This is a genomic window from Demequina maris, assembly GCF_000971155.1.
In the GTDB taxonomy this organism is placed as follows: Bacteria; Actinomycetota; Actinomycetes; order Actinomycetales; family Demequinaceae; genus Demequina; species Demequina maris.
On sequence record NZ_BBLX01000015.1, the window covers coordinates 1 to 23,708 of the forward strand.

A 23,708-nucleotide genomic window follows, 5' to 3' on the forward strand; every position below is an offset into this window, starting at 1 on the left:
CCAGAACCTGCGCCCATGTGTCAGCGGGGCGCACCGGCGTGGCGGTGGTCAGGACTCCGCGGGCTCCTTGGCGGGCTCCTCGGGCGCGTCCGCGGGCGTCTCTTCGGGCGTGACCGACGGGGCGGGCGCGGGCGTGACCGACGGGGCAGGTGCGGGCGCGACCGACGGGGCGGGCTCGGCGGAGTCCACCTTGGCGGCCCTCTCCGAGTCGCCGGACGCCGTCGCGCTGCTGTGCGGCACCCGCAGCACCAGCGCCGCCGGGTCCACCTCGGCGCGCAGCCGCGTCGCGCGGCCCAGCGACTCGCCGTCCACCTGGACCTTCTGCGGCTCGGTCACCTTGATGTCGACCGTCCGCCCGCGCACGTGGTCGATGCGGGACGTCTTCCACACGCGCAGCAGCCACGGCTCGCGGATCCCCGCGCCCTGCGCGACCACGGTGCCGAACAGCTCGGTCCAGCCCACGATGCCGCCGCGCGCGTCGAGCGTCGCGACGTCGAGGCTGCCGTCGTCGTAGCTCGCGTCGGGGATCAGCTGGATGCCCGCGGGCAGCTTGCCGACGTTCGCGAGCAGCACGGTGCGCATGCGGCTGGTGACGGGCTCGCCGTCGTCCACCGTGATCCGCGCCTCCATGCGCTTGCCGAGGTGCCGCACAGCGGCGAAGAAGTAGGCCACCCAGCCCATGCGCTGCTTGAGGCGGTCGTTGGCGCCCGCGACCATCTCGGCGTCGAGGCCCGCGCCCGCGATGACCAGGAAGATGTGGCGCTCGCCCTCGCCCTCGCCGTCCGGCGTGCGGACCAGCTGCAGCCAGCCGACGTCCGAGCGTCGCTCGGCGCCCTCGAGCGCGGTCCGCAGCAGCGCCGCCGTGTCGCCGAGCGGCAGGTCGAGGTTGCGCGCGAAGAGGTTGCCCGTGCCCATCGGCAGGATCCCCATCGGCACGCCGGTGCGGGCGACCCCCTCGGCCACCGCGCGCACGGTGCCGTCGCCGCCGACCGCGACCACGAGGTCCGCCCCGGCGGCGATCGCCTCGCGCGTGATCTCCGTGCCGGGGTCGTCGGGCGTGGTGTAGAGCCACATCGGCTGCGGGAGGTAGCGGATCGCGCACGCGCGCAGCGCCTGCTCGCGCAGCTCGGCGACGCCGTCCTTCGTCGGGTTCGCGATGAACGCCACGCGCTCGCGCGCATCCGACCGCTTGGTGGCCGCGCCGAGGTCCATCGACGGCATGGGCTTGATCAGTAGCACCCGGCGCCAGCGGCGCGGCACCGCGACCGGGTCGCGCTTGCCGATGTGGCGCGTCACGCTGACCGCGAGGATCAGCGTGAACAGCGCGATCAGCAGCGCGATCAGCGCGATCGCGGTCTCGAGGGCCATGGGGAGAGCCTACGTCCGCCGTCGATAGACTGGCAGGCATGATCGACCTCAAGCTCCTGCGTGCCAACCCCGACGTCGTGAGGGACAGCCAGCGCTCCCGCGGCGACGACCCGGCGGTCGTGGACCAGGTGCTCGAGGCCGACGCCGCGAACCGCGCGGCGCTCAAGGAGTTCGAGGTCGCCCGCGCCGAGCAGAAGTCGCTCGGCAAGGACGTCGCGCGTGCGCAGGGCGAGGAGAAGCAGGCGCTGCTCGCGCGCACCAAGGAGCTCTCGGCCCGCGTCAAGGAGCTGCAGGCGACGGCCGATGCGGCGGCCGCCCGCGCGGTCGAGCTCGCGCGCTCGCTGGGCAACATCCCCGAGCCGGGCGTCCCGGCGGGCGGGGAGGACGACTTCACGGTGCTGCGCCACGTCGGCACCCCGCGCGACTTCGCGGCCGAGGGCGTCGAGGTCCAGGACCACCTCGCGATCGGCGAGGGTCTCAAGGCGATCGACATGGAGCGCGGCGCGAAGGTCTCCGGCGCCCGCTTCTACTTCCTCACCGGCATCGGCGCGCGGCTCGAGCTCGCGGTGCTGAATGCCGCGATGGACCTCGCGTACCGGCGCGGCTTCAGCCCCATGATCACCCCCACGCTCGTGCGCCCCGAGACGATGGCCGGCACCGGCTTCCTCGGCAAGCACTCCGACGAGATCTACTTCCTCGAGCGCGACGACCTCTACCTGGTCGGCACCTCCGAGGTCGCGCTCGCGGGCTATCACGCGGACGAGATCGTCGACCTGGCCGACGGCCCCCTCCGATACGCGGGCTGGAGCGCCTGCTACCGCCGCGAGGCGGGATCCGCGGGCCGCGACACCCGCGGCATCATCCGGGTCCACCAGTTCCACAAGGTCGAGATGTTCGCGTACGCCCACGCGGAGGACGCGGCCGCCGAGCACGAGCGCTTCCTCGGCATCGAGGAGGAGATGCTCCAGGCGCTCGAGCTGCCGTACCGCGTGATCGACACGGCCGCGGGCGACCTCGGCTCGAGCGCGGCGCGCAAGTTCGACTGCGAGGCGTGGCTGCCGTCGCAGGAGCGCTGGATGGAGGTCACCTCGACCTCGAACTGCACGACCTACCAGGCGCGCCGCCTCAACACCCGCGAGCGGGTGGAGAACGGCACGACGCCGGTCGCGACCATCAACGGCACCATCGGCACCACCCGCTGGCTCGTCGCGCTGCTCGAGAACCATCAGCAGGCGGACGGCTCGGTGCACGTCCCCGAGGTGCTCCGCCCGTACCTGGGCGGCCTCGAGGTGCTGGAGCCGGTGCGCTGATCCGCGCCGCCGCCGTTCACCGGACCGTCACCCGCGGGGTGTCGGCCCGGTTCCGCGCGCGTCGTAAGGTCGAGGCATGAACGACCGCGAGATGCGTCCCCCGCTGTCCCCGGACCTCTGGCGCCTCGTGGGGCTCGACATCGACGGCACGCTCATGCACTGGGGCGGCGAGATCTCGCCGACCGTCATCGACGCGGTCGAGCGCGCCCGCATGTGCCGCAACCACGTGGTGCTCGCGACCGGGCGCAACGTGCTCGGGATGCTGCCCGTCGCCGAGCAGCTCGGCATCCGCCGCGGCTTCGCGGTCTGCTCCAACGGCGCCGTGACCGTCAAGCTCAACCCCGGCTCGCCTGGCGGCTACGACATCATCGAGAAGGTCACCTTCAACCCGCGGGCCGCGCTCGAGCTCGTGCGCGAGGAGCTGCCCGACGCGTTCTACGCCGTCGAGGACCTCGGCGTCGGCTTCCTCGTCAACCGTGAGTTCCCCGACGGCGAGCTCATCGGCCGCCAGCGGGTCGTCTCCGACTTCGACGAGCTGTGCCACGACGAGGCGACGCGCGTGGTCATCCGCGCCCCCGGCGTGGACGTGTCGCACTTCGACGGGCTGGTCCACCGCATCGGCCTCAGCGACGTCACGTACGCGGTCGGCTGGTCGGCCTGGCTCGACCTCACGCCGCCCGGCGTCTCGAAGGCGTCGGCGCTCGAGACGCTGCGCCGCCACCTCGGCGTCTACCCCGACCACACGGTCGCGGTCGGCGACGGCAACAACGACATCGACATGCTGCAGTGGGCCGGCCGGTCCGCCGCGATGGGTACCGCGCCGGAGCACGTCAAGGAGGCCGCCGACGAGGTGGTCGGCTCCGTCGAGGAGGACGGCATCCTCACCGTGCTCGACCGGCTGATCGACCCGGACCGCCTGGCCGTGCTGTAGCCGGCGGTCAGCCGACCGTCAGGACGACCTTCCCGAAGACCTCGCCCGACTCGAGGGCACGATGCGCGTCCGCCGCTCGCGCGAGCGGGTAGGTCGCGTGCACCACGGGGCGGACCCGTGCGGGGACGAGCGGCCACACCTCCTCGCGCACGCGGGCGACGATCGCGGCGCGCTCGGCGAGCGGCCGCGCCCTCAGCGTCGTGCCGATCACGGAGGCGCGCCTCGCGAGCAGCGCACCGAGGTCGAGCTCGCCGCGGGCGCCCTTCTGCATCCCGATGACGACGAGTCGCCCGCCGGTGCGCAGCACGGCCACGTTCGTCGCGAGGTACGCGGCGCCCACCACGTCCAGCACGATGTCCGCCCCGCCAAGCGCGCGCACCCCCGCCGCCCAGTCCTGCGCGCGGTGATCGAAGGCCTCGTCGGCGCCGAGCTCGAGGCACCGCCGCACCCGCTCCGGCCCGCCCGCGGTCGTGAGGACGCGCAGGCCGCGTGCCTTCGCGATCTGGATGGCCGCGGTGCCGACCCCGCCCGAGCCCCCGTGGATGAGGATCGTCTCGCCTGCCCTCGCCCGCGCGGCGTCGAGGTTCGACACGACCGTGCAGGCCGCCTCGACCAGCGAGGCGGCCTCGACGCCCGTGAGGCCGTCGGGCACAGGCAGGAGCAGCGAGGCGTCGACCGCGACGCGCTCGGCATAGCCGCCGCCGGGGAGGAGCGCGCACACCCGGTCGCCGGGCCGCCACGGGGACGATGCGGGGGCCTGCTCGACGACGCCCGCGGCCTCCAGCCCGGGCCAGTCGGGAGCCCCCGGAGGGGACGGGTAGCGCCCCTCGCGCTGCAGGATGTCGGCCCTGTTGACGCCGGCCGCTGTGATCCGCATCACAGCGTCATCGACGCCCGGGACGGGTGCGGGCACATCTTCCAGGGACAACGCCTCCGGACCCCCGGGCGCGGTCACGATAGTGGCCTTCATCACTTTCTTCGATTTCCTCCGTCATAGCGCGGCGCCAATATCCTCTCAACAAACATCGCGCGAGGATGAAGGCTCATGTTCCCCCAGGTGCGGCCGATAAACCGGGGGAGCAGTCGCTGGACTCCATGCACAGGGTCGTCCACCATGCGCGACGGTTCGGGAGGGAAAGGTCCATGCTTCAGAGGCTCGGCATCCGGGGAAAGCTCCTCGCCGTCGTCATGGTGCCCGTTCTCGTGCTCGTCTCGGCGGTGACCTACATCACCCTGAGCGCCGTGAACGACTACACCGAGAACTCGAACGCCGAGAGGCTGATCGACACGCTCGGGCAGGCACGGGAGACGGAGGCCGACCTCCAGGACGAGCGCTCCGCCGCGCTGTCGTACGTGCACCTGATTCAGGACTCGTCGGGCAAGATGGCGGCCGCACGCGAGGAGATCGAACCGCTCTACCTGGCGATCCTCGACGAGGTCGACCTCATCGAGGACGACCGCGCCGCCGCCGCCCTGGCGGAGTTGGACGCCGTGCTGGGCGTTGAGGTCACCGGGGAAGTCATCGGGTCCGACGACCAGCGCGAGGTGGCGACCGCCGCGCTCGACGGTGCGCGCGCGGTGGCGATCGCCGCACCCGAGTCCGAGGGCGGATGGCTCACCATGCCCGCGGAGGACGAGGTCGCGGCGATGGACACCGCTTACGCCGACGTGGTCGCGAGCCTCGACGATGTCGCCGCGGACGCCCCGAAGTCCAAGGCGCCCGGCCGTGAGGACGCCGATCCCACCCTCAACGTGCGCATCGCCACGCTGGCTCACACTGTCGACCAGGAGGCCTCGTACGCGCACACGCTGTTCACGGCGCCCCAGGAGTACCGCGACGCCCTCGACACCATCTTCCCGGCCGTCGACGACGGCCTCGACGAGATCGCCGCGGCCGCCGCCGAGGTCGACGCGACCGACGAGAACAGCGCCGCGCTCGCCGCCGTGGCAGCGGGAAGCGAGCTGCGCGACTCCCTGCCGCAGATCCGCGCCGGCGTCCGCACCGCCCAGGTGTCGACCACGACGATCCTCAACTACTACACGCAGGTCGTCGACACCTTCGTGGGCGCCACCGACGCGGTCGCGCTCGCGGTGCCCGACCGCAACATCGTCGCGACGCTTCAGGCGTATGCCGACCTCGATCTCCTCATCGAGCGCATCCGCTACGAGGGCGACGTCTTCGAGCGCCTCATCCGCCAGGGCTCGTTCGTGACCGCCGAGATCGCGTCCACCCGTACGCTCGTGGAGCGCACCAAGCTCGCGCTCGACGACGCGCAGGCCAGCGGTGCCGGCCTCACGCCCGCGATCGAGGTGCCTGACTTCGGCGCCTCGGCGTCGACCACGGGTACGTCGTTCAACACGATCCAGAACTCGATCCTCACCGGCCTCGACTCGGCGCTCGTGGCAGCGGGGCCCGCCGACTGGCCCGGCAAGGTCGCACTCGAGCTCGAGCAGTACGAGCCGCTCCGCGACCAGGCGTGGAACCGCTCGGCCAGCGCGATCTCCGCTAATACCCGCAACGCGCTCGGCGCTACGTACATCACCCTCGCGATCGGCATCGGCGCGGTCATCGGCTCGCTGCTCATCGCGTTCGCGATCTCCCGCCGCATCGTCAACCCGCTCCGCCGCCTCACCACGACGGCGACCGCGGTCCGTGAGGAGCTGCCCCGCCTGGTGGAGCGCGTCGCGCAGCCGGGCGAGGACGTCGACGTCTCCGAGGTGCAGATCTCGGTGGAGTCGCAGGACGAGGTGGGACGCCTCGCCGAGGCGTTCAACGGCGTCAACGCGGCCACCATCGAGATCGCGCGTGAGCAGGCCGCGCTGCGCGGCTCGATCTCCGAGATGTTCGTCAACGTCGCGCGCCGCGACCAGGTGCTCCTCAACCGCCAGCTGTCGAGCATCGACGAGATGGAGCGCAGCGAGGACGACCCGGACCGCCTCACCAAGCTGTTCGCGCTGGACCACCTCGCGACCCGGATGCGCCGCAACTCGGAGTCGCTCCTGGTCCTCGCGGGCATCGACACCGGACGCCGCCTCCGCCGCCCCATGCCGCTGTCCGACGTGATCCGCACCGCATCGTCCGAGATCGAGCTGTACGAGCGCGTGGACCTCGACCTCGTGGTCGACCCCGCGATGCTCGGCCACCAGGCCCTCACCGCCGCGCACCTGTTCGCGGAGCTGCTGGAGAACGCCACGGTGTTCTCCGACCCGGGCTCGCGCGTGATCGTCCGCACCGGGCGCACCGAGGCCGGCTTCACCGTCGAGGTGATCGACACCGGCATCGGCATGACGGTGCCCGAGCTCGCCGAGGCCAACAGCCGCGTGCAGTCGTCGGCCGCCTCCGAGATCCTCGGCGCCCAGCGTCTGGGCCTCTTCGTGGTCGGCCGCATCGCCCGGCGCCTCGACGCGCAGGTCGCCGTGTCCTCCGTCGAGGGCCGCGGCACCGTCGCCACGGTCCTGCTCCCGTCGTCGCTGTTCCACGTGGTCGACGAGGCCGAGCAGGCGCCCGTGGTCGAGGCCCCGCGCGCCGAGGCCCCGCAGATCGAGGCCTACGCCCCCACCACCGTCGTCGAGGGCACGAGCCTCGCGGGACGGGACGCCGACGAGCCCGTCGTCGAGGACGACTCGATCCCGCTGCCCGTGGGCATCGAGGCGCTCATCGCCGCCGACGCCGCCGCGGCCCCCGTCGCCGAGGCGATCGATCCCGACCTCACCGCCGGGACCGGCTCCGGCGGCCTGCCTACGCGTCGCCGCCGCGCGGCCGAGGAGCCCGTCGAGGAGCCCCCGGAGGAGAAGACCGACGAGCGCACGCAGGTCATCGGCCTTCCGGTGCGCGCGACCGCCGACCAGCTGAGCGCGCTCGACGCCGAGGCCTCGGCGTTCACGCCGAGCGTCGCGGCCGCCGAGGTGGCGCCGCAGACGCCCGAGGAGCGCGCCTCGATGTTCCGCGGCTTCCGCTCGCGTCGCGACGCCGAGCCGGTGCCCGCCGCCGAGCCGCTGCCGGAGGCCGTGCCGCAGATCATGGCCGATGCGCTCGACGAGCCGGAGCAGCCGGTCGGGGAGGCAGAGCCGGTCGGGGAGGCAGAGCCGGTCGAGGACGAGCAGGCGCCGGAGCTGGCGGCGCGCTCGGCCCTGGGTGCGTTCGCCGCCTTCGGTGCGATGCGCCGTGCCTCCGAGTCCGTCGCCCGCGACGCCGAGCGGGCCATCGAGCCCGAGACTGCCGAGGAGCAGACCGCCGTGTTCGAGCCCGTGGGCCTCGAGCCGGACGGGCTGGACGACGCGTCCGCCGCGGAGGCCGCCGAGGCGCCGGAGCCGGAGGAGGCGCCGGCGGAGCCCGCGCTGCCGACGTTCTCGATGCCCAAGCTCGCGACCGCGGAGATCCCGATCGTGGACGCCGAGCGGCTCACGCCGGCGTCGCCGTTCGCCCGCTCGCCGTACGGTGCTGCGTTCGCGGTGCCCGAGGCGGCACCCGCCCCGGAGCCCGAGACGGCTCCGATCGCCGAGCCCGAGCCGGTCGCCGCGCTCGAGCCCGAGATCCCCGCGTTCGAGCCCGACGTGACGCCGGAGCCGGAGCCCGCCGCCGTGGCGGAGCCGGAGCCGCTCACGATCCCGATGCTCGAGCCGGAGGATGGCGTCGAGGACGCCGCCCCCGCGGTCGAGGAGGAGCGTCCGCTGCCGTGGGCGAGCGTGACCGAGGTCGAGCTTCCCGAGCCCGCCGCGTCGCCCTGGACGCCGCCGGCGCCCTGGGAGTCCGTGAGCGAGCCCGTCGCGGATGCCGAGGCGGCGACCGCGCCCGCTCTCGAGCCCACCCTCGAGCCGGACCCGGAGCCCGTCGCCCAGGCCGCGGCCCCGGAGGCGGCCCCCGAGGTCGAGCCCGAGCCGGAGCACGAGCAGCCGGCGCCGTGGATGGACGCCGCGGCGTTCGCCGCCGCGGCCGCCGCGCACGAGTCCGCGCTCGAGCCTGTGCCGTACGTGCCCGCCGACGACAACGACGCGGGCGTGACCGACGTCGCTCTCGACGACCCGGCCCACCCGAGCCTCGACGACATCATCGCGCAGGCCTCGGGCGAGGAGTCCGGGCGGACGGGCTTCTTCGGACGCCTGTTCGGCCGCGGCAAGCACCACGACGCCGAGAAGCCGGCCGCGCTGCCGAGCCGTGCGCCGTTCGCGGCGGTGCCCGCCGAGCCGGAGCCCGCCGTCGAGCCGGCGGCCTTCGCGCCGGCCGAGGACGCCGCGTTCGCCCCCGTCGAGCCCGTGGACGTCGCGCCTGTCGAGCCCGAGCCGCAGCCGGAGCCTCAGCCGAGCGCGCCGACGTCGTTCGAGCCCGCCGAGTTCGAGCCGGGCGAGGAGACGATGCCGGAGGCGGAGTGGTCCTACTCCCCGCCGGTCCCCGCCGCCCCGGCACCCGCGCTGCAGCCCGAGCCGCAGCCCGAGCCGATACCCGAGCGTCAGCCCGAGCCCGCCCGTGCGCAGTCGTTCGAGCCCGAGCCCGCCGACCCCTCGTACGCCGCGGCCCCCGAGTCGCAGCTGTTCCGTCCGGAGCCGCAGCAGTTCTCCCCGGAGGACCTCGCGGAGGCGCACGGCTGGGAGGCCGCCGGTGCGTCGGCCCTGGCCGCCGCGACGGACGAGACCGTCGAGACCAGCTACGAGCCGGTGCTCGACACGGAGCACTCGTCGGGCCGCACCTGGGACGACGACGCCGACCTCCAGCGCGCGGTCTTCTCCGAGCTCAGCTCGCTGTCCGCGTCCCGCCCCAAGGTCGAGAAGACCAAGGCGGGCCTGCAGAAGCGTCGTCGCGCGGAGGAGCCGCCCGTCGAGGCCACGCCTCTCGAGGAGGAGGTCACCCTCTCCCCGAAGGAGCGCGACGCGGAGGCCGTCCGCAGCCGGTTCAGCAGCTTCTACTCGGGCACCCAGCGCGCCCGGACCGACGCCGCCGAGCTCGACCTCCACTCGTCCCCGCAGCCCGCGAACGAGTAGACCCATGACCACCCACGACACCCCTCAGGCCTACCGGCCCCGCACCACCCACAAGGAGCACAAGTGACCGCCCTCAGCACCGAGGCCACCAATTTCGGGTGGCTCCTGGACAACTTCGTCGAGTCCGTGCCCGGCACGCGCCACACGCTGGTGGTGAGCGCCGACGGCCTCCTCATGGCGATGTCGAAGAACCTCGACCGCACCGAGGGCGACACCCTCGCCGCGATCGTGGCCGGCATGTCGAGCCTCACGCGCGGCGCCGCCCGCCAGCTCAACGCCGGCGAGGTGCGCCAGTCGATCGTGGAGATGGACGAGCTCTTCCTGTTCCTCATGAGCGTGTCCAACGGCTCGGTCCTGGCGGTCGCCGCTGACTCGACCTGCGATGTCGGCCTGGTGGGCTACGAGATGACGCTCCTGGTGTCGCGCTTCGAGAACGCGCTGACCCCGCAGCTCATCACGGAGATGCGCCAGAACCTGCCGACGGACGGCCAGACCCGGGCCTGATCATGACCGATGCCACGATGCCGCACGACGGCGAGGAAGAGGCGTACACGGTCCGTCCCTACGCGATGACCGGCGGGCGCGTGAGCGCCGCCAGCAAGGACCTCCCCATGGAGGCGCTGGTCGAGGCGACGGCCGACCCCCAGGCTTCCTCCGGGCTCACCCCGGAGAAGAAGAAGATCCTGCAGCTCGCTCAGGGTCAGTTCCAGTCCGTGGCCGAGCTCTCGGCCCACACCCGCCTTCCGCTGGGTGTGGTCCGGGTGCTGGTGACGGATCTTGCCGAAGTCAACTATCTGAAGATCCACGTAGGCGGCACGGCCGACGACGCGACCACGCACGATGCGTCCGGCGGCCTGTCCCTCAGTCTCCTGGAGAGTGTCCTCGATGGCATCGCAGCCCTCTAACGCGGCCGTCGCCGCGCCGGCGGCCACCACCGCGCCTACCGTCGTCAAGATCGTCATCGCGGGCGGCTTCGCCGTCGGCAAGACGACCTTCATCGGCTCGATCTCCGACATCGACCCGCTCAACACCGAGGCCGCGATGACCGAGCACTCGGTCGGCGTGGACGACGCGGGCGGTGTCACGGATCGCAAGACCACCACCACCGTCGCCATGGACTTCGGCCGCATCGCGCTGCCGGGCTCGCTGTGGCTCTACCTGTTCGGCACGCCGGGCCAGGACCGCTTCCTCTTCATGTGGGACGACCTGGTGCGCGGCGCGATCGGCGCCGTCGTGCTCGTCGACACCGAGCGTCTCGACCAGTGCTTCCCGGCGGTCGACTACTTCGAGGGCCGGGGCATCCCGTTCGTCGTCTGCGTCAACTGCTTCGACGGCGTGGCACGCCACACCCTCGAGGACGTGCGCGAGGCGCTCGGCATCTCGGCCGACGTCCCCGTCATGTACACCGACGCCCGTGAGAAGGCCGCCACCAAGCAGGCGCTCATCTCGGTCGTCCAGCTCGCGATGCGCCGCATCCGCGACCGCTGATCCCACCCGATCCCAGCTGAGGCAGGGAGAGCCCCCGCGCCGCGGGGGCTCTCCCATTCCCGGCGCCGGAGGCCCCGCGCATCGTCCCGTCACGGCGACGATGCACGGGGCCTCCGTGCATGCGGCGCTACCCTTCTACCGTGATCTACGTCGACGGCTCCGCACTGTGCCGGTTCCTGCCGGGTGTGCGCTACTTCGACGAGTTCAACGACTTCGCCGTGCCGCGCATCCACGAGCTCGCGACGACGCAGCTGGGCTTCACCGAGCTGCGGCAGGCCGCGGAGCTGTACCCGCGCGAGCAGAAGTCGAAGGCCTTCGACGTGGTCGAGATGGTGCGCAGCTCGATCCCGGTGATCCGTTTCTCCGAGCACAACGTGTCGGTGTCGACGCACGCGGTCGCGGTGCTCAAGCCCTTCGCCGCGCTGCACCTGGGGGCCGCGGTCGCACACCCCGAGATCCACGCGATCCTCACGTACGACGCCGAGCTCGCCCGCGCCGCCGAGCTGTACGAGCTGCAGGTGCTGAGCCCGGGCCTCGTCCCGGGCTGGCACAATGGCTGACGCCTGGCACGTCCGGGCACGGGAGAGTTGACCGAGCGGCCGAAGGTGACGGTCTTGAAAACCGTTGAGGCGTAACCCGTCTCCGTGGGTTCGAATCCCACACTCTCCGCCTCGGGGGCGCGCGCCGGCCGCGCGTTGCCCGGCACCGCGCGGGACCGGTACCCTGGTCCCCGGCCCGCGCGCCCAGGAGACGTGACCGAGCGGCCGAAGGTGCATCCCTGCTAAGGATGTGATGGGGCAACTCATCCGTGGGTTCGAATCCCACCGTCTCCGCCACAGGAAGGCCCCGACATCGTCGGGGCCTTCCGCGCGTCCGGGCTCAGGCCGACGCGGTCGCGCGCGGGGCGACGATGGGCCGGGCCGGCTCGAGCGGGTCGTGCAGGTTGCGGTCGAGGAAGGACCGCAGCAGCCCCTCCACGTCGATCGCCTCGTGGTCGAGCAGCCATTGGATCTGGAGCCCGTCGAGCAGCGCGATCGCCTGGGCGGCCACGGCCTGCGGGTCGCACCGACGCTTGAGCTCGCCCTCCTCCTCGAGCTCGCGCAGCGCGTCGACGAGGAGCCCGCGGAGCCACTCGTAGCGGGCGCGGAAGTACTCGTGGCCCGGGTGGTCGGGCGCGGTCGCGGCGGTCGCGAGCGTCCCGAACAGCTCGATCGTCCCGGGCGTCTCGGTGCCGAAGCGCGCGACGTCGATGAACGCCTGCAGCATGGCCCGGCCGTCGCGCGGGGTGTCGGGCAGGAGGTCGATGCCGAGGTCGTCGCGCAGCCTCAGCGCGTCCACCAGCAGCTCGCGTTCGTCGGGGTAGGTCGCGCGCGCGGCCTCGAGCGACACGCCCGCCGCCTCGGCGACCCGGGCCAGCGAGCGCTCGCGCCAGCCGCCGTCCCTGATCTCGTCGAGCGCGGCCGCCGCGAGCGCGTGCTCGTCCTGCTCGAGCCGGAGCCGCGCCCCGGTGGGTCCCTGGATGCCGGTGTCGTGCGTCATCGCCGCCTCCCGAACGTCGTCGTCCCGGTCCTTCGACTGTAGCCCCGCACCAGCGCTGACGCCGGAGATGGGCCGGGAGGAGCGTCAGGAGGCGGGGACCCCCGCCCGGAACCACGCGACCGTCTTCGCCAGGCCCTCGTCGAGCTGCGTCGACGCGCTCCAGCCGAGCACGGTCCGCGCCTTCGTCACGTCGAGGCACCGCTGCCGCGGCGGGCCCGTGCGCACGCCGCGGAACTGCGGCTCACGCGCGATGCCGTCGTAGGCGAGGCTCGCGCGCTCCGCCACGTCGCGCACGGAGTTCAGCGTCGAGTTGCCGAAGTTGAAGGCCCCGGGCTCGCCGCCGGCGATGAGGTGGTCGGCCGCGCTCATGTACGCGCGCGCCATGTCACCCACGTAGAGGAAGTCGAGCCGGGTCGAGCCGTCGTCCCGGTCGCCGAAGTCGTAGCCGTCTCCCGCCGCCAACTGCGCCAGCGCGCGCGGGACCAGACGCGAGGCATGGCGGTCGCCCGGTCCGTAGGTGTTCATGAAGCGGCACGAGGCGTGCGGGATCTTGAACGTGGTGCCGTACCCGCGCACGATCATCTCCGCGGCCATCTTCGACGGCCCGTAGAGGTTCGAGGCGAGGCGCGGCTCGCGGGTCTCGGGGATGGGCTCGGGCTCGAAGCTGTCGCCGTAGTAGGCGCCGCTCGACGCGAAGACGAAGACGGGGTCGTTCCCGGCGGTGCGACACGCCTCGAGCACGAGCGTCGTGGCGCGCACGTTGTCGTCCACCACGGACGCGGGCTTGCTCAGGCTGTTCATGATGATCGGATCCGCCGCGAGGTGGAAGACGACGTCGAACGCGCCCTTCCCCACGACGTCCTGCACGAGCGTGCCGTCGCGCAGGTCGCCCAGCACGAAGTCGATGTCGTCCTCGACGCCCATGTCCTCGAGGGGTTTGCCCTCGATCGGATCGCGGTCGATGACGGTGACCCGCGCCCCTCTGCTCACCAGCTCGGAGACGAGGTGGCTGCCGCCGAACCCCGCCCCGCCTGTCACCAGGCATGATCGTCCCTGCCACATGTCGGTCATCTCCGGCCCCCTCCGAGATCCCCAGCGACCTGACCGGCCGGCGCCCTCGCGGTCCGCCCGATCACTCCCGATCATGCCTCGCGGACGGGGTGTTGTGAAGTGGTATGTCCACACTTGCCCGGACAGCCAGGGGTTTCGCACCGGCGAGCCGGGCGTCCCGCCGTTGCGCGGGGATGCGTCGCCCTCGTGTGTACGGGAGCACCCTCAGAAGCCTGTATAGTTGTGTCTCGGCCCGCGAGGGTCACGCGCCCGTAGCTCAACGGATAGAGCATCTGACTACGGATCAGAAGGTTGGGGGTTCGAATCCCTCCGGGCGCGCCACACACGAAGGCCGGACCGCCAGGTCCGGCCTTTCGTCGTCTCCGGGCCCGCGCATCGTCCGCCAGTCGCGCATCGTGCCACGATGGACCGATGCGCGACCCCTCGCTGGACGCCGCCCGCTACGCGCTCGAGCGCGAGCGGGCCGCCGAGGGCGCGCCCGAGGAGGCGCCGGTCGTGGACGTGGCGGGCCGGGCCGCCGATCGCGAGGAGCGCGCTCGCGAGGAGCGCCGGGCGGCACGGCGACGCCGCGACCGTGCCGTGACGCAGCACCTGTGGGTCGAGCGGCGCATCGTCGAGGCGCAGGAGCGGGGCGACTTCGACAACCTCCCGCTTGCGGGCAAGCCGATCCCGGGCCTCACGCGGCACGACCCCGACTGGTGGACCCGCGGGCTCGTCGAGCGCGAGCAGCTCTCGGGCCTCGCGCCGGAGTCCGTGCTCCTGCGCCGCGAGGACGCCGCTCTCGACGCGCGGCTGGACGCCCTCCACGATCCCGCGGACGTCCGCGCGGCGCTCGAGGACTTCAACGCGCGCGTGCTCACGGCACGCTGCCGGCCCGCCGACGGCCCCCCGCTCGTGACACCCGTCCGCGACGTCGACGCCGAGGTCGCGCGGTGGCGCGAGCGGCGTCGTCCTTGAACGCGCGGTGAACGCGCGCGAGGACGTCGTCATCCCCGCTAATGTGGGAATTGCCAGCCCGGGCATGGGGCCCCGCTGCGGAAAGGCACTCCCATGGACTTCTTCGAGAACTTCCTCAACATCCTGTTGTGGTCGCTGTGGTTCTTCATCTGGATCTCGTTCATCTTCCTCATCATCCGGTTCGTCTTCGACGTCTTCCGTGACGAGAAGCTCTCGGTGTTCGGCAAGATCCTGTGGACCCTGGTGCTGGTCCTCCTCCCGATCCTCGGCGCGCTCATCTACATCTTCGCGCGCGGCCGCGGCATGGCGGAGCGCGACGTCGAGGCTGCCAAGTCGATGCGCTCGGCCCAGGTCGAGTACACCAAGGGACTGATGAGCGAGGCCGGCTCGGCCTCCGAGATCAAGGCGGCCAAGGACCTCCTCGACTCCGGCGCGATCTCGCCCGAGGAGTACGAGAAGCTCAAGGCGAAGGCGCTCGGCTGAGCGTTCCTCCACCTGCTCACGGCGGTCTGGCCCCTCGGGGTCAGACCGCCGTTGCCGTTCCCGCGGCGTCCAGCACGATGCGGTGCACGTGGTCCCCGTCGACGCTGACGATCGTGAGCGCCTCGTCGCGGTCGGGCGGGAGCAGACGCACCGTGATCGTGCCGCTCGCGTCGGCGAGCGCCGCCGCCACCGCATCGTCCACGCGCGCCATCGCGTCGCCCGAGCCGAGCCCGGAACCGCGGTCGTCGAGCAGCGTGACCTCGACGCCGCGCGCCCGCGCCTCCGCCGCCGCGTCCAGCACCGCGGGGGTGGCGAGCGCGCGCCCGCGCACGCCGTCCCTGAGCCGCGCCTCGGCCTTGCGCATCTCGGCGCGCTCGTCGTCGGAGAGCGGCACCCCGGTCGCGACGCGCTGGAGCAGCGGCATCGAGGCCGAGGCGACCTCGGCCGCGCGCTGCAGGCGTACCTGACGGCCCGCCTCCGCGGTGGCCGCCGCCGCGGCCGCGTCGACGGACCGCTCGGTGAGCTCGTTGATGCGGTGCGCGGTGCGGCGCAGGCTCGTGACGAACAGCGTCGCCACGACGAGCAGGCCCAGCTGCGTGTCGACCATGAGCAGCCCCGTCAGCGCGGAGCGCCCGGTGGTGGCGGTCCAGGTCGCGGTGATCGCGGTCATCGCCGCCGCGGCGGCCCACGCGAGGCCGGTCCTGCCGCGCAGGATGAGGAACCACAGCAGCCACGTGTTCGACCCGAGGTGCCATGCCGCGCGACCAGGTGATCCGTCCGTCGGCAGCGCCCACGAGATCAGCACCGTGGAGACCACGACCGATGCGACGACGAGCCACGAGTCGCGCAGCGGGAACGGGTCGGGGTGGGGGCGCCCGAGGAGCACGCCCGCGGCGCTCACGATGACCGCCGCGACGTAAGCGGGCCAGCGCACGCTCAGCGTGTGGATCGTGGCGATCGTGAAGACCACGTTGGTGACGATGAACACGCCGAGGATCAGGCTCGCGCCCTCCGAGCTGAGCGCGAGCAGCCGGCTCACGTCGACCGTCCGCGAGGCCTGCGGGGGTGCGGGATGTCCGAGGCTCATGCGCGGCTCCAGGTGAGGGAGACGGTGGTGCCGACGCCGGGCGTCGACTCGACGTCCGCGTCGCCGCCCGCGACCGTGCGCATCCGCTCGAGGATGCTCACGCGGATCCCGAGCCGACGCTGCGAGACGCGGGAGGCGGCGAAGCCCGAGCCGTGGTCGGTCACCACCACGCGGGCCGAGCCGTCGTCGACGTCGCACTCGACGCGCGGCTCGCAGTCGGGGCCGCCGTGGCCCAGGGCGTTCCGCAGGGCCTCGGCCGTCGCCTCGGCGAAGGCCGCGACCACGCCGGCCGGCAGCGGCAGGTCGCCCTCGACCGCGTAGCGGACCGGGATGGCGGGATCCGCGGCGGAGGCCGTCGAGCGGATCACGGCCACGAACTCCTCCGGGTCGTAGTCGCGCGTCTCCGTGCGGCCGCTCACGAGCGAGTCGACGCTCGCGATCGCGTGGCGGGCCTGCTCGGCGAGCGAGTCGGGCGGCGTGGGGCGTGACGCGGCGAGCAGGACGGACATCACGTCGTCGTGCACGATCGCGTTGATGCGCGTCTGCTCGGCCTCGCGCGTGCGACGGCTCGCCTCGAGCGCCGCCTGCTCCCGCGCGTGGACGGCGGCGGCGTCCTGACGGTCGCCCGCGGAGATCATCGCGATCGACACGCCGCAGAGGATGAGGCAGTAGATGATCGCGCCCAGGCCGTCGAGGGTCGCCTCGAGCGCCGCATCGTCCCGCACCTGCATCTGCGTGAACGCGACGACGGGGCCCTGCACGAGCGGGTACACCCATCCGGCGATGCGGGGCCATGCGATCGCGGCGGCGGTCGCATGGATGGCGTTGATGCCCTGCGTCCATGGCGTCGCATCGTCCGCGAGCAGGGGCTCCTTCATCATCAGGGGCCAGGCGATCTGGATCGCCATGAACACCATCGACGTCCAGCCCGCGATGAGCAGCATCGGGCGGATCGGCAGCACGCGCGACAGCAGGGGGTAGGACGCCGGCACGATCACGCCGACGACGACCGTGAGGACGCCGAGCGGGGCGTGGAGCTGGTCGATCTGGCGGAGGAAGCCGCTCGACCCCGAGGCGAGCAGCAGGCCGAAGATGATCGCGCCGATGCCGACCGCGAGCAGCAGGGTGCGCTGGATGCGCTCCCGGGCCGGTCTCGCGGCGCCGTTCACGCCCGGCCTTCGCTCACTGGGGGCCCTCGAGCAGCCCGTCCTCGAGCGCGCGCTTGTACAGGTCGACGCGCGACTGCGCGGGTCTGCCCGCGTCCGCGTACTTGCGCCGGATGCGGCTCACGTAGTCCGCGACGGTCTCGCGCGACACCCCGAGGTGGCGCGCCACCGAATAGGCGGTCAGGCCCGAGGCGTAGAGCGACAGGATCTCGCGCTCCCGCGCGCTGAGCCGGGCGTCGGCGAGCGAGTCGTCGGAGTCGATCGCGGCGGCCCAGTCCGTGCCGAAGACCTCCTGCCCGGCCGCGGCGGTGCGGATCGCGTCGAGCAGCACGTCGGGCTCGGAGGACTTGCGGATCAGCCCGAGCGCGCCGGCGCGTGCGGCGGACTGGATGAGGCGGCGGTCCTCGCCCCCGGTGTAGATGAGCACGTGGGCGCCCATCTCGTGGATGGCGGCGATGTTGGCCTCGGGCGTGGACCCGTCGGCGAGCCGCAGGTCCAGGACCACGAGGTCGAGCGTCCGGCCCAGGCCGGGGAGCGCGTCGACGCCCTCGACCAGTCCGGCCAGCTCGAGGTCCTGCGCCCCCTCGACCAGGTCGCGGAAGCCGATGGAGATGAGCGCGTGGTCCTCGACGAGAGCGATGACCCGGCGCTCCTTCGCGGCGGTCATGACGGTTCCCCTTTCCTGCCACGGGATTCTAGTCGAATCGGCGGTGAATTCCCTGGAAGCGGACCCGATCCGGGCGCCTACCCCCATAAATGGGGGCTTGTCCGGGCCTGCCCGTCACGAGACGCTCATCTCGAGGTACACGCGGGAGGTGGAGAGGGGTTCGGGTGATGGGCTGGTCGACGGAGTCTGTGGCTCTCGTCGTCACGGGGGGAATGCTCGCACTCGTCGTCATCGCCTCTCTCCACTCTCGCGTGGCCCTGACCGCCGGCTCGAGGATCATCTTCCTCGTCGGCGCCGTCACCTTCATCGCCTTCGCGCTCCTCGCCGAGTACTCGCTCGACATGGCGGTGCCGCCGATCGTGCTCGTGCTCCCGCTCGTGCCGGTCGCGATCATCTTCGTCATCGTCCGGCGCCTGCTGCACGAGGCGCATCCGCATCCGGCGGCGGGCACCGCGGTCGCCGCCGCGAGGCCCGGAGCGGTCACGCCGACCCCGTTCGGCGCCGCGGGCGCGGGCGCCGAGCGCCTCCTCGCGGCGAGCCCGTACGCGACCGCCGCCGAGCTGTCCGAGCTCGCCTACACGCATCCCGAGCTCCGGCCCGCGATCGCGGCGAACCCCTCCGCGCCGGCGAGCCTCCTGCAGTGGCTCATCGAGCAGGGCGAGCCGGCGGTGCTGGCCGCGATCTCCGCGCGGGGCCGACTGCTCGGCTGACCGGGTACTGTCGCACGCATGCTGCGCCCGATCGTCCTGACCGCCGTCGCCGTGCTCGTCCTGGCGGGCTGCTCCGGCTCGGACGGCGAGCGTCAGGAGCTCGCCGTGGGGGACTGCCTCACGATCTCCGGCACCGGCGACACGGTCGGCGACGTGCCGGTCGTCGACTGCGAGGACGCGCACGAGGCCGAGGTCTACGCGACGTTCGACCTCGACCCGGGCGACTACGACGAGGACGCGGTGATCGCGACCGTCGAGGAGCACTGCGTCGACGGCTTCGAGGACTACGTCGGCGAGCCGTACCGCACGTCGTCGCTCGATGTCTTCTACACGTACCCGCTGGAGGACGCCTGGGCGGAGGGGGACCGCCTGGCGGTCTGCGCGGCGTACGCGCCGGATCCGGACTCGGGCGAGCCCGTGGCCTTCGAGGGCACCCTCGCGGGCTGACTCAGGCCGGGGCCGCGTCCCCGCGCTCGAGCGAGCCCACCAGCGGCCGGTCCGACGTCACGACGCACACCGCGAGCCGGTCGCCGTCCGCCCACGTCTCCTCGGACGGCGCCCACGCGCGCCACGCGAGGTCCGCCGCGAGCGTGGTGGGGACGATGCGCGCCACGCGGGCCGCGCAGAAGTCGAGCGCGGTGGCGGCGACCGCGTCGGCGCCCGGCCAGGCGGCGTCGGTGAACGTGTGGTCGGCGACCGTCTCGGCCCGGTGCGGCTCCGCGCACGGCACCGCGGTCACGCGGCCTGCCGACGGACCGTCCGCGGGAGCCTCCTGCAGGCACAGCCCCGCGACGACCGCGACGGACTCGAGGCCGCCCGTGGCGCCCCGCTGCGCGGGCTCGACCGCACGGGCGTGCGCCTCGAGCGCCACGTCGGCGATGACGCCCCCGACGATCGCCACCGCGGCGGCGCCGCCCACGATCCACGCGAGCCGCGCGCGGCGGCGACGATGCGGGCGGCGGGCCGGTGGCGCGGCCACCGTCGGCGCGGGGGGCGCGGCGGGCGGTCGCTCGCCGAGGGTGGGCGGCGGCGCGAAGCCGTCCCCCGTCATCAGGCGTCCGCGATCTCGACCACGACGGGGACGTGGTCCGACGCGCCCTTGCCCTTGCGCTCGTCGCGCACGATCGACGCTCCCGTGGCACGCTCCGCGAGCGGCGCGGACGCGTACACGAAGTCGATCCGCATGCCCTCGCCCTTGGGGAAGCGCAGCGCCTTGTAGTCCCAGAACGTGTAGGTGCGCTCCGCGGGGATGAAGCGGCGCGACAGCTCGGTGTAGCCGGCGTCCTCGAAGGCGTGGAAGGCGGCGCGCGCCTCGGGGGTCACGTGCGTGACGGCCTCGGAGTCCTCCTCGGACCAGATGTCGGTCGCGAGCGGCGCGACGTTGAAGTCGCCGACGAGCGCCGTCGGCAGGTCCGCCCAGGTGGTCGCCGCCTCGCGCAGGCGCGCGAGGAAGTCGAGCTTGTACGTGTAGTGCGGGTCCTCGAGGCCGCGCCCGTTGGGCACGTACAGGCTCCACACGCGGACGCCGCCGGCGGTCGCCCCGAGCGCGCGCGCCTCGACGACCGGGTCGCCGGTCTTCGCGAAGCCGGGCTGCTCGGGGAACGAGGTCTCGACGTCGGTCAGCCCCACGCGCGACGCGATCGCGACGCCGTTCCACTGGTTGAGGCCGTGGATCGCGAGCTCGTACCCGGCGGCCTCGAAGGCCTCCCGCGGGAACTGCTCGGGCTTGCACTTGATCTCCTGCATCGCGAGCACGTCCGTCTCGGACCGCTCGAGCCAGTCGACCACACGGTCGACGCGGGCACGGATGGAGTTCACGTTCCAGGTGGCGAGGCGCATGGGGACCAAACTACCGGCGGACGATGCGCCGGTAGCCTCGTCGCATGGCCATCGCACTGGTGACGGGAGCCTCCGCCGGGCTCGGCGAGGAGTTCGCGTGGCAGCTCGCCACCGCGGGACACGACGTGGTGCTGGTGGCGCGCTCGCGCGACCGGCTCAGCGAGGTCGCCGAGGTGCTCACCTCCGCGACGGGGAGCGGCGCCGAGATCCTGCCCGCGGACCTCACCACCGAGGAGGGCCGCGAGGCGGTCGCCGCGCGGCTGACGGCGGACGAGCGCCCCGTGAGCCTGCTGGTCAACAACGCGGGCTTCGGCATCGGCGCCTCGTTCCTCGACTCCACGTGGGACCAGGAGCGCGCGCTGCTGGACATCCACGTCACCGCGCCGATGCGGCTCGCCCACGCGGCACTGCCCGGGATGGTGGCGCGCGGCCACGGCGCGGTCCTCAACGTCTCCTCGGTGGCCGCGCACCTCGGGAACTCGACGTACGCGGCGCACAAGCGCTGGGCCGTCGACTTCACGCAGGCGCTGGCCGGTCAGCTCGCGGGGACGGGCGTGACCGCCACGGCCGTCCTGCCGGGCCTGGTGCGCACGCGCTTCCACGACTCGGACGCGTTGAGCCACATGCGCCACGAGTTCCCCGAGCCCGTCTGGCTCGACCCGGAGCGGGTCGTGACGTCCGCGCTCGCGGCCGTGCGCCGCGGCCAGACCGTGGTGACGCCGTCCGTGGGCTACGCGCTCGCGGGCTCGGTGCTGCGGGCCGTCCCGCAGCGGGTCACCCGCGGCCGCCGCAGCCAGCAGCGCGACTGAAACCGTCGTCTGGCGCGCCTCTCCACACGAGAGATGCAACTAGCCACCCGAAACCCGCGTCCTCCGGCCGAAGTTGCATCGGAGAGCGCTCTCCTCCCGCGCCATGTGTGGAGAGGCGCTTCGAGGGGAGCGCGCATCGTCCCCGGCTACCCTTGACCCCATGACCACCGGCACCCCGCGCGAGCAGCTGCGCGACCTCATTAAGGAGCTGGCCGTCGTCCACGGCCGCATCACCCTCGCGTCGGGCAAGGAGGCGGACTACTACGTCGACCTGCGCCGCATCACGCTGCACCACCGTGCCGCGCCGCTCGTGGGCCACGTGCTGCTCGACGCGCTCGAGGAGGCCGGCTTCGGCCCGGCCGACGTCGACGCGGTGGGCGGCCTCACCCTCGGCGCCGACCCGGTCGCGACGGCCCTCATGCACGCCGCCGCGTCGCGCGGGCTCGACCTCGACGCGTTCGTGGTCCGCAAGGAGAACAAGGCGCACGGCCTGCAGCGCCGGATCGAGGGCCCGGACGTCGCGGGCCGCACGGTGGTCGCCGTCGAGGACACCTCGACCACCGGCGGCTCGGTGCTGACCGCGGTGAGCGCGCTGCGCGAGGCCGGTGCGGACGTCGTCGCGGTCGCCGTGATCGTCGACCGCGACACCGGCGCGCGCCAGGTCATCGAGGAGGAGGGCCTGCCCTACCTCTACCTGTACGGGCTCGAGGACCTCGGGCTGAGCTGAGCCCGGTCGCGCGGCGCCCTTCACGCGCCGCGCCCCCCTCGCTAGGGTGGCCGCCATGCGAGGGATGTCCGCGATGCGCATGGGCACCGGCGCGCTGGTCGCGCTCGGTGTCATCGCGTACGTCCTCGGCGGCCAGGCCGCGTGGATCCTGCTGCTCGTCGGAGCGGTCGTCGCCGCGCTGGCCGTCTGGGAGTACGTCGATCATGCCCGCCATCGCGGCGCGGCCGCGCGCTTCGCGCTCGAGCACGGCTGGTCGCACACCCCGCGCACGGCCAAGTACTCCCTGCGCTTCTCCGGCACGCCGTTCGACCTGCGCGGGTCGAGCGTGCGCCAGGAGGACGTGCTCGAGGGCAGGTACGGCGGCATCGACTGCGCGACCTTCACTCACGTCGTCGAGCAGCAGTCCGACGGCGAGCGCTCCTCGGCCCAGGTGTTCCAGGTGACCCTCGCGGAGCTTCCGGTGCGGCTGCCGCGGCTCGACATCGTGCCCGAGCACCTCGGCCATCACCTCGCCCAGGCGCTCGGCGGCACCGACATCGAGGTCGAGTCCCACGCGTTCAACGCGCGCTGGCGCGTCATCGCGCGCGACCGCAGGTACGGCCACGACGTGATCGACCCCCGGATGATCGAGCGGCTGCTCGCGCACGACGTCGAGGGATGCTCGCTGCGCATCGACGGCGGCGCGGTGCTGATGTGGTCCGCCGGACGCGAGGGCGTCGACACGCTCAGCCGCCGCCTCGACGTGGTCGCCGGCGTCGCCCGCCGCATCCCGGACCACGTGGTCCGCCGCTTCCGGGAGCAGGGCGCGGCGATGGCGGACCCGGACGCGCCGTTGGCCGGCCCCGCCTGGGCCACCACCCCGGGCGTGCTGAACTCGCGGCGCTACACGGGCATCGGCAGCGACGAGGCCCAGCGGTGGGCCTCGCCCGAGGACGAGCCCGAGGCGGGCGACCCGCGCGCGTGACCCTGTCGGCCCCGCCCCGGCCCCGCTAGAGTCGCCACAGACGTCAGGAGAGACACATGGAATGGTTCCTCATCGCGCTCGCCGTGATCCTCGTCATCATCGTCCTGTGGGCGATCGCCGCCTACAACGGGCTGGTCCGCCTGCGGAACCTGGTGCAGGAGGCATGGCGCCAGATCGACGTCGAGCTGCAGCGCCGGCACGACCTCATCCCCAACCTCGTCGAGACCGTCAAGGGCTACGCCAAGCACGAGCGCGAGACGCTCGAGGCGGTCACCCAGGCCCGCACCATCGCCGCCGCGCCCGGCTCGTCGCCCGCGGAGCAGGCGGCTCAGGAGAACGTGCTCACCCAGGCGCTCGGCCGGCTGTTCGCGGTCGCCGAGGCGTACCCGGACCTCAAGGCCAACCAGAACTTCATGCAGCTCCAGCAGGAGCTCACCAACACGGAGGACCGCATCGCCGCGGGCCGCCGCTTCTACAACGCGAACGTCCGCAGCCTCAACACGCGGATCGAGACGTTCCCCACGGTGATCATCGCCAACATGTTCGGCTTCCACCGCGAGGAGTACTTCGAGACCGAGGACATCGCCCGCCAGGCGCCGAACGTGCAGTTCTAGCG

The 23,708-nt window shown here is 73.0% G+C and carries 24 protein-coding genes and 3 tRNA genes; 18 read left to right on the forward strand and 9 right to left on the reverse strand.

Translation table 11 applies throughout. From position 1 onward, the window contains the following. Nucleotides 1–48 precede the first annotated feature (48 nt). On the reverse strand, nucleotides 49–1,368 hold the full coding sequence (locus AOM02_RS13200) for a diacylglycerol/lipid kinase family protein (RefSeq protein ID WP_062300039.1): 1,320 nt from the start codon (nucleotides 1,366–1,368) through the stop codon (nucleotides 49–51). A gap of 38 nt (nucleotides 1,369–1,406) precedes the next feature. Between AOM02_RS13200 and serS the strand changes: the two genes are divergently transcribed. Then, the gene (serS, locus tag AOM02_RS13205; protein ID WP_062300042.1) at nucleotides 1,407–2,678 is read left to right on the forward strand and encodes a serine--tRNA ligase; all 1,272 of its coding nucleotides are present in this window, start codon (nucleotides 1,407–1,409) and stop codon (nucleotides 2,676–2,678) included. A 76-nt stretch (nucleotides 2,679–2,754) separates the two neighbouring features. Continuing rightward, nucleotides 2,755–3,609: an HAD family hydrolase gene (locus AOM02_RS13210; RefSeq protein WP_228373857.1), complete on the forward strand. Its 855-nt coding sequence runs from the start codon at nucleotides 2,755–2,757 to the stop codon at nucleotides 3,607–3,609. A 7-nt stretch (nucleotides 3,610–3,616) separates the two neighbouring features. Here AOM02_RS13210 and AOM02_RS13215 read toward each other — a convergent pair whose 3' ends face one another. Beyond that, nucleotides 3,617–4,579, reverse strand: a complete 963-nt coding sequence (locus tag AOM02_RS13215; protein ID WP_062300045.1) for an NAD(P)H-quinone oxidoreductase — start codon at nucleotides 4,577–4,579, stop codon at nucleotides 3,617–3,619. 173 nt (nucleotides 4,580–4,752) lie between these two features. On the opposite strand from AOM02_RS13215, the gene AOM02_RS13220 reads away from it, so the two are divergent. The 7 genes from AOM02_RS13220 (at nucleotide 4,753) to AOM02_RS13250 (ending at nucleotide 11,909) form a co-directional block, all read left to right on the forward strand. Then, entirely contained in the window at nucleotides 4,753–9,585 is a 4,833-nt protein-coding gene (locus AOM02_RS13220; protein WP_062300047.1) for a sensor histidine kinase, read from the forward strand. Between the two features lie 63 nt (nucleotides 9,586–9,648). Beyond that, complete coding sequence (locus AOM02_RS13225) at nucleotides 9,649–10,089, forward strand: roadblock/LC7 domain-containing protein (protein ID WP_062300049.1); 441 nt, start codon at nucleotides 9,649–9,651, stop codon at nucleotides 10,087–10,089. Nucleotides 10,090–10,091: 2 nt separating this feature from the next. After that, on the forward strand, nucleotides 10,092–10,490 hold the full coding sequence (locus tag AOM02_RS13230) for a DUF742 domain-containing protein (protein WP_228372746.1): 399 nt from the start codon (nucleotides 10,092–10,094) through the stop codon (nucleotides 10,488–10,490). After that, complete coding sequence (locus tag AOM02_RS13235; RefSeq protein ID WP_062300051.1) at nucleotides 10,471–11,073, forward strand: GTP-binding protein; 603 nt, start codon at nucleotides 10,471–10,473, stop codon at nucleotides 11,071–11,073. The genes AOM02_RS13230 and AOM02_RS13235 overlap by 20 nt, the downstream gene beginning before the upstream one ends. A 140-nt stretch (nucleotides 11,074–11,213) precedes the next feature. Further along, complete coding sequence (locus AOM02_RS13240) at nucleotides 11,214–11,633, forward strand: PIN domain-containing protein (protein WP_156156231.1); 420 nt, start codon at nucleotides 11,214–11,216, stop codon at nucleotides 11,631–11,633. Nucleotides 11,634–11,654: 21 nt separating this feature from the next. Continuing rightward, nucleotides 11,655–11,742: transfer RNA gene (locus AOM02_RS13245), tRNA-Ser, on the forward strand. 77 nt (nucleotides 11,743–11,819) lie between these two features. Next, nucleotides 11,820–11,909, forward strand: a tRNA-Ser gene (locus AOM02_RS13250). 43 nt (nucleotides 11,910–11,952) lie between these two features. On the opposite strand, the gene AOM02_RS13255 is transcribed toward AOM02_RS13250, so the two are convergent. Both AOM02_RS13255 and AOM02_RS13260 read right to left on the reverse strand, forming a co-directional pair. Next, on the reverse strand, nucleotides 11,953–12,612 hold the full coding sequence (locus AOM02_RS13255) for a TetR family transcriptional regulator C-terminal domain-containing protein (protein WP_062300057.1): 660 nt from the start codon (nucleotides 12,610–12,612) through the stop codon (nucleotides 11,953–11,955). An 84-nt stretch (nucleotides 12,613–12,696) separates the two neighbouring features. After that, the gene (locus tag AOM02_RS13260) at nucleotides 12,697–13,683 is read right to left on the reverse strand and encodes an NAD-dependent epimerase/dehydratase family protein (protein WP_062318676.1); all 987 of its coding nucleotides are present in this window, start codon (nucleotides 13,681–13,683) and stop codon (nucleotides 12,697–12,699) included. A gap of 245 nt (nucleotides 13,684–13,928) precedes the next feature. Here AOM02_RS13260 and AOM02_RS13265 point away from each other — a divergent pair. From AOM02_RS13265 to AOM02_RS13275, 3 genes are all read left to right on the forward strand, one after another. Next, nucleotides 13,929–14,004, forward strand: a tRNA-Arg gene (locus tag AOM02_RS13265). Nucleotides 14,005–14,094: 90 nt separating this feature from the next. Further along, a complete protein-coding gene (locus tag AOM02_RS13270; protein ID WP_062300061.1) occupies nucleotides 14,095–14,640 on the forward strand; it encodes a DnaJ family domain-containing protein in 546 nt (181 codons plus the stop codon). 93 nt (nucleotides 14,641–14,733) lie between these two features. Next, on the forward strand, nucleotides 14,734–15,123 hold the full coding sequence (locus AOM02_RS13275; protein ID WP_062300063.1) for an SHOCT domain-containing protein: 390 nt from the start codon (nucleotides 14,734–14,736) through the stop codon (nucleotides 15,121–15,123). A 40-nt stretch (nucleotides 15,124–15,163) separates the two neighbouring features. Here the strand turns inward: AOM02_RS13275 and AOM02_RS13280 are convergent, their stop codons facing one another. The 3 genes from AOM02_RS13280 to AOM02_RS13290 are packed head-to-tail and all read right to left on the reverse strand — an operon-like array spanning nucleotide 15,164 to nucleotide 18,043. After that, on the reverse strand, nucleotides 15,164–16,210 hold the full coding sequence (locus AOM02_RS13280; protein WP_062300066.1) for a DUF8320 family protein: 1,047 nt from the start codon (nucleotides 16,208–16,210) through the stop codon (nucleotides 15,164–15,166). Beyond that, entirely contained in the window at nucleotides 16,207–17,379 is a 1,173-nt protein-coding gene (locus AOM02_RS13285) for a sensor histidine kinase (protein WP_062300068.1), read from the reverse strand. The genes AOM02_RS13280 and AOM02_RS13285 overlap by 4 nt, the downstream gene beginning before the upstream one ends. A 13-nt stretch (nucleotides 17,380–17,392) precedes the next feature. Further along, complete coding sequence (locus AOM02_RS13290; protein ID WP_062300071.1) at nucleotides 17,393–18,043, reverse strand: response regulator transcription factor; 651 nt, start codon at nucleotides 18,041–18,043, stop codon at nucleotides 17,393–17,395. Nucleotides 18,044–18,294: 251 nt separating this feature from the next. On the opposite strand from AOM02_RS13290, the gene AOM02_RS13295 reads away from it, so the two are divergent. Together AOM02_RS13295 and AOM02_RS13300 are read left to right on the forward strand one after the other, a co-directional pair. After that, a complete protein-coding gene (locus AOM02_RS13295; protein WP_156156232.1) occupies nucleotides 18,295–18,753 on the forward strand; it encodes a variant leucine-rich repeat-containing protein in 459 nt (152 codons plus the stop codon). An 18-nt stretch (nucleotides 18,754–18,771) separates the two neighbouring features. Then, nucleotides 18,772–19,200, forward strand: coding sequence for a septum formation family protein (locus AOM02_RS13300; protein WP_062300076.1), 429 nt, complete (start codon nucleotides 18,772–18,774; stop codon nucleotides 19,198–19,200). A gap of 1 nt (nucleotide 19,201) precedes the next feature. Here AOM02_RS13300 and AOM02_RS13305 read toward each other — a convergent pair whose 3' ends face one another. Further along, on the reverse strand, nucleotides 19,202–19,804 hold the full coding sequence (locus tag AOM02_RS13305) for a septum formation family protein (protein ID WP_062300078.1): 603 nt from the start codon (nucleotides 19,802–19,804) through the stop codon (nucleotides 19,202–19,204). Continuing rightward, on the reverse strand, nucleotides 19,804–20,592 hold the full coding sequence (locus AOM02_RS13310; protein WP_062300081.1) for an exodeoxyribonuclease III: 789 nt from the start codon (nucleotides 20,590–20,592) through the stop codon (nucleotides 19,804–19,806). The genes AOM02_RS13305 and AOM02_RS13310 overlap by 1 nt, the downstream gene beginning before the upstream one ends. Nucleotides 20,593–20,636: 44 nt before the next feature. On the opposite strand from AOM02_RS13310, the gene AOM02_RS13315 reads away from it, so the two are divergent. From AOM02_RS13315 to AOM02_RS13330, 4 genes are all read left to right on the forward strand, one after another. Further along, nucleotides 20,637–21,401, forward strand: coding sequence for an SDR family NAD(P)-dependent oxidoreductase (locus AOM02_RS13315; RefSeq protein WP_062300083.1), 765 nt, complete (start codon nucleotides 20,637–20,639; stop codon nucleotides 21,399–21,401). Nucleotides 21,402–21,561: 160 nt separating this feature from the next. After that, nucleotides 21,562–22,128 (forward strand): orotate phosphoribosyltransferase, encoded by a 567-nt coding sequence (gene pyrE / locus AOM02_RS13320; RefSeq protein WP_062300085.1) that lies wholly within the window; start codon nucleotides 21,562–21,564, stop codon nucleotides 22,126–22,128. Nucleotides 22,129–22,183: 55 nt separating this feature from the next. Beyond that, entirely contained in the window at nucleotides 22,184–23,092 is a 909-nt protein-coding gene (locus AOM02_RS13325) for a hypothetical protein (RefSeq protein ID WP_156156233.1), read from the forward strand. Between the two features lie 56 nt (nucleotides 23,093–23,148). After that, the gene (locus AOM02_RS13330; protein ID WP_062300089.1) at nucleotides 23,149–23,706 is read left to right on the forward strand and encodes a LemA family protein; all 558 of its coding nucleotides are present in this window, start codon (nucleotides 23,149–23,151) and stop codon (nucleotides 23,704–23,706) included. The last annotated feature ends 2 nt before the right edge of the window (nucleotides 23,707–23,708 follow it).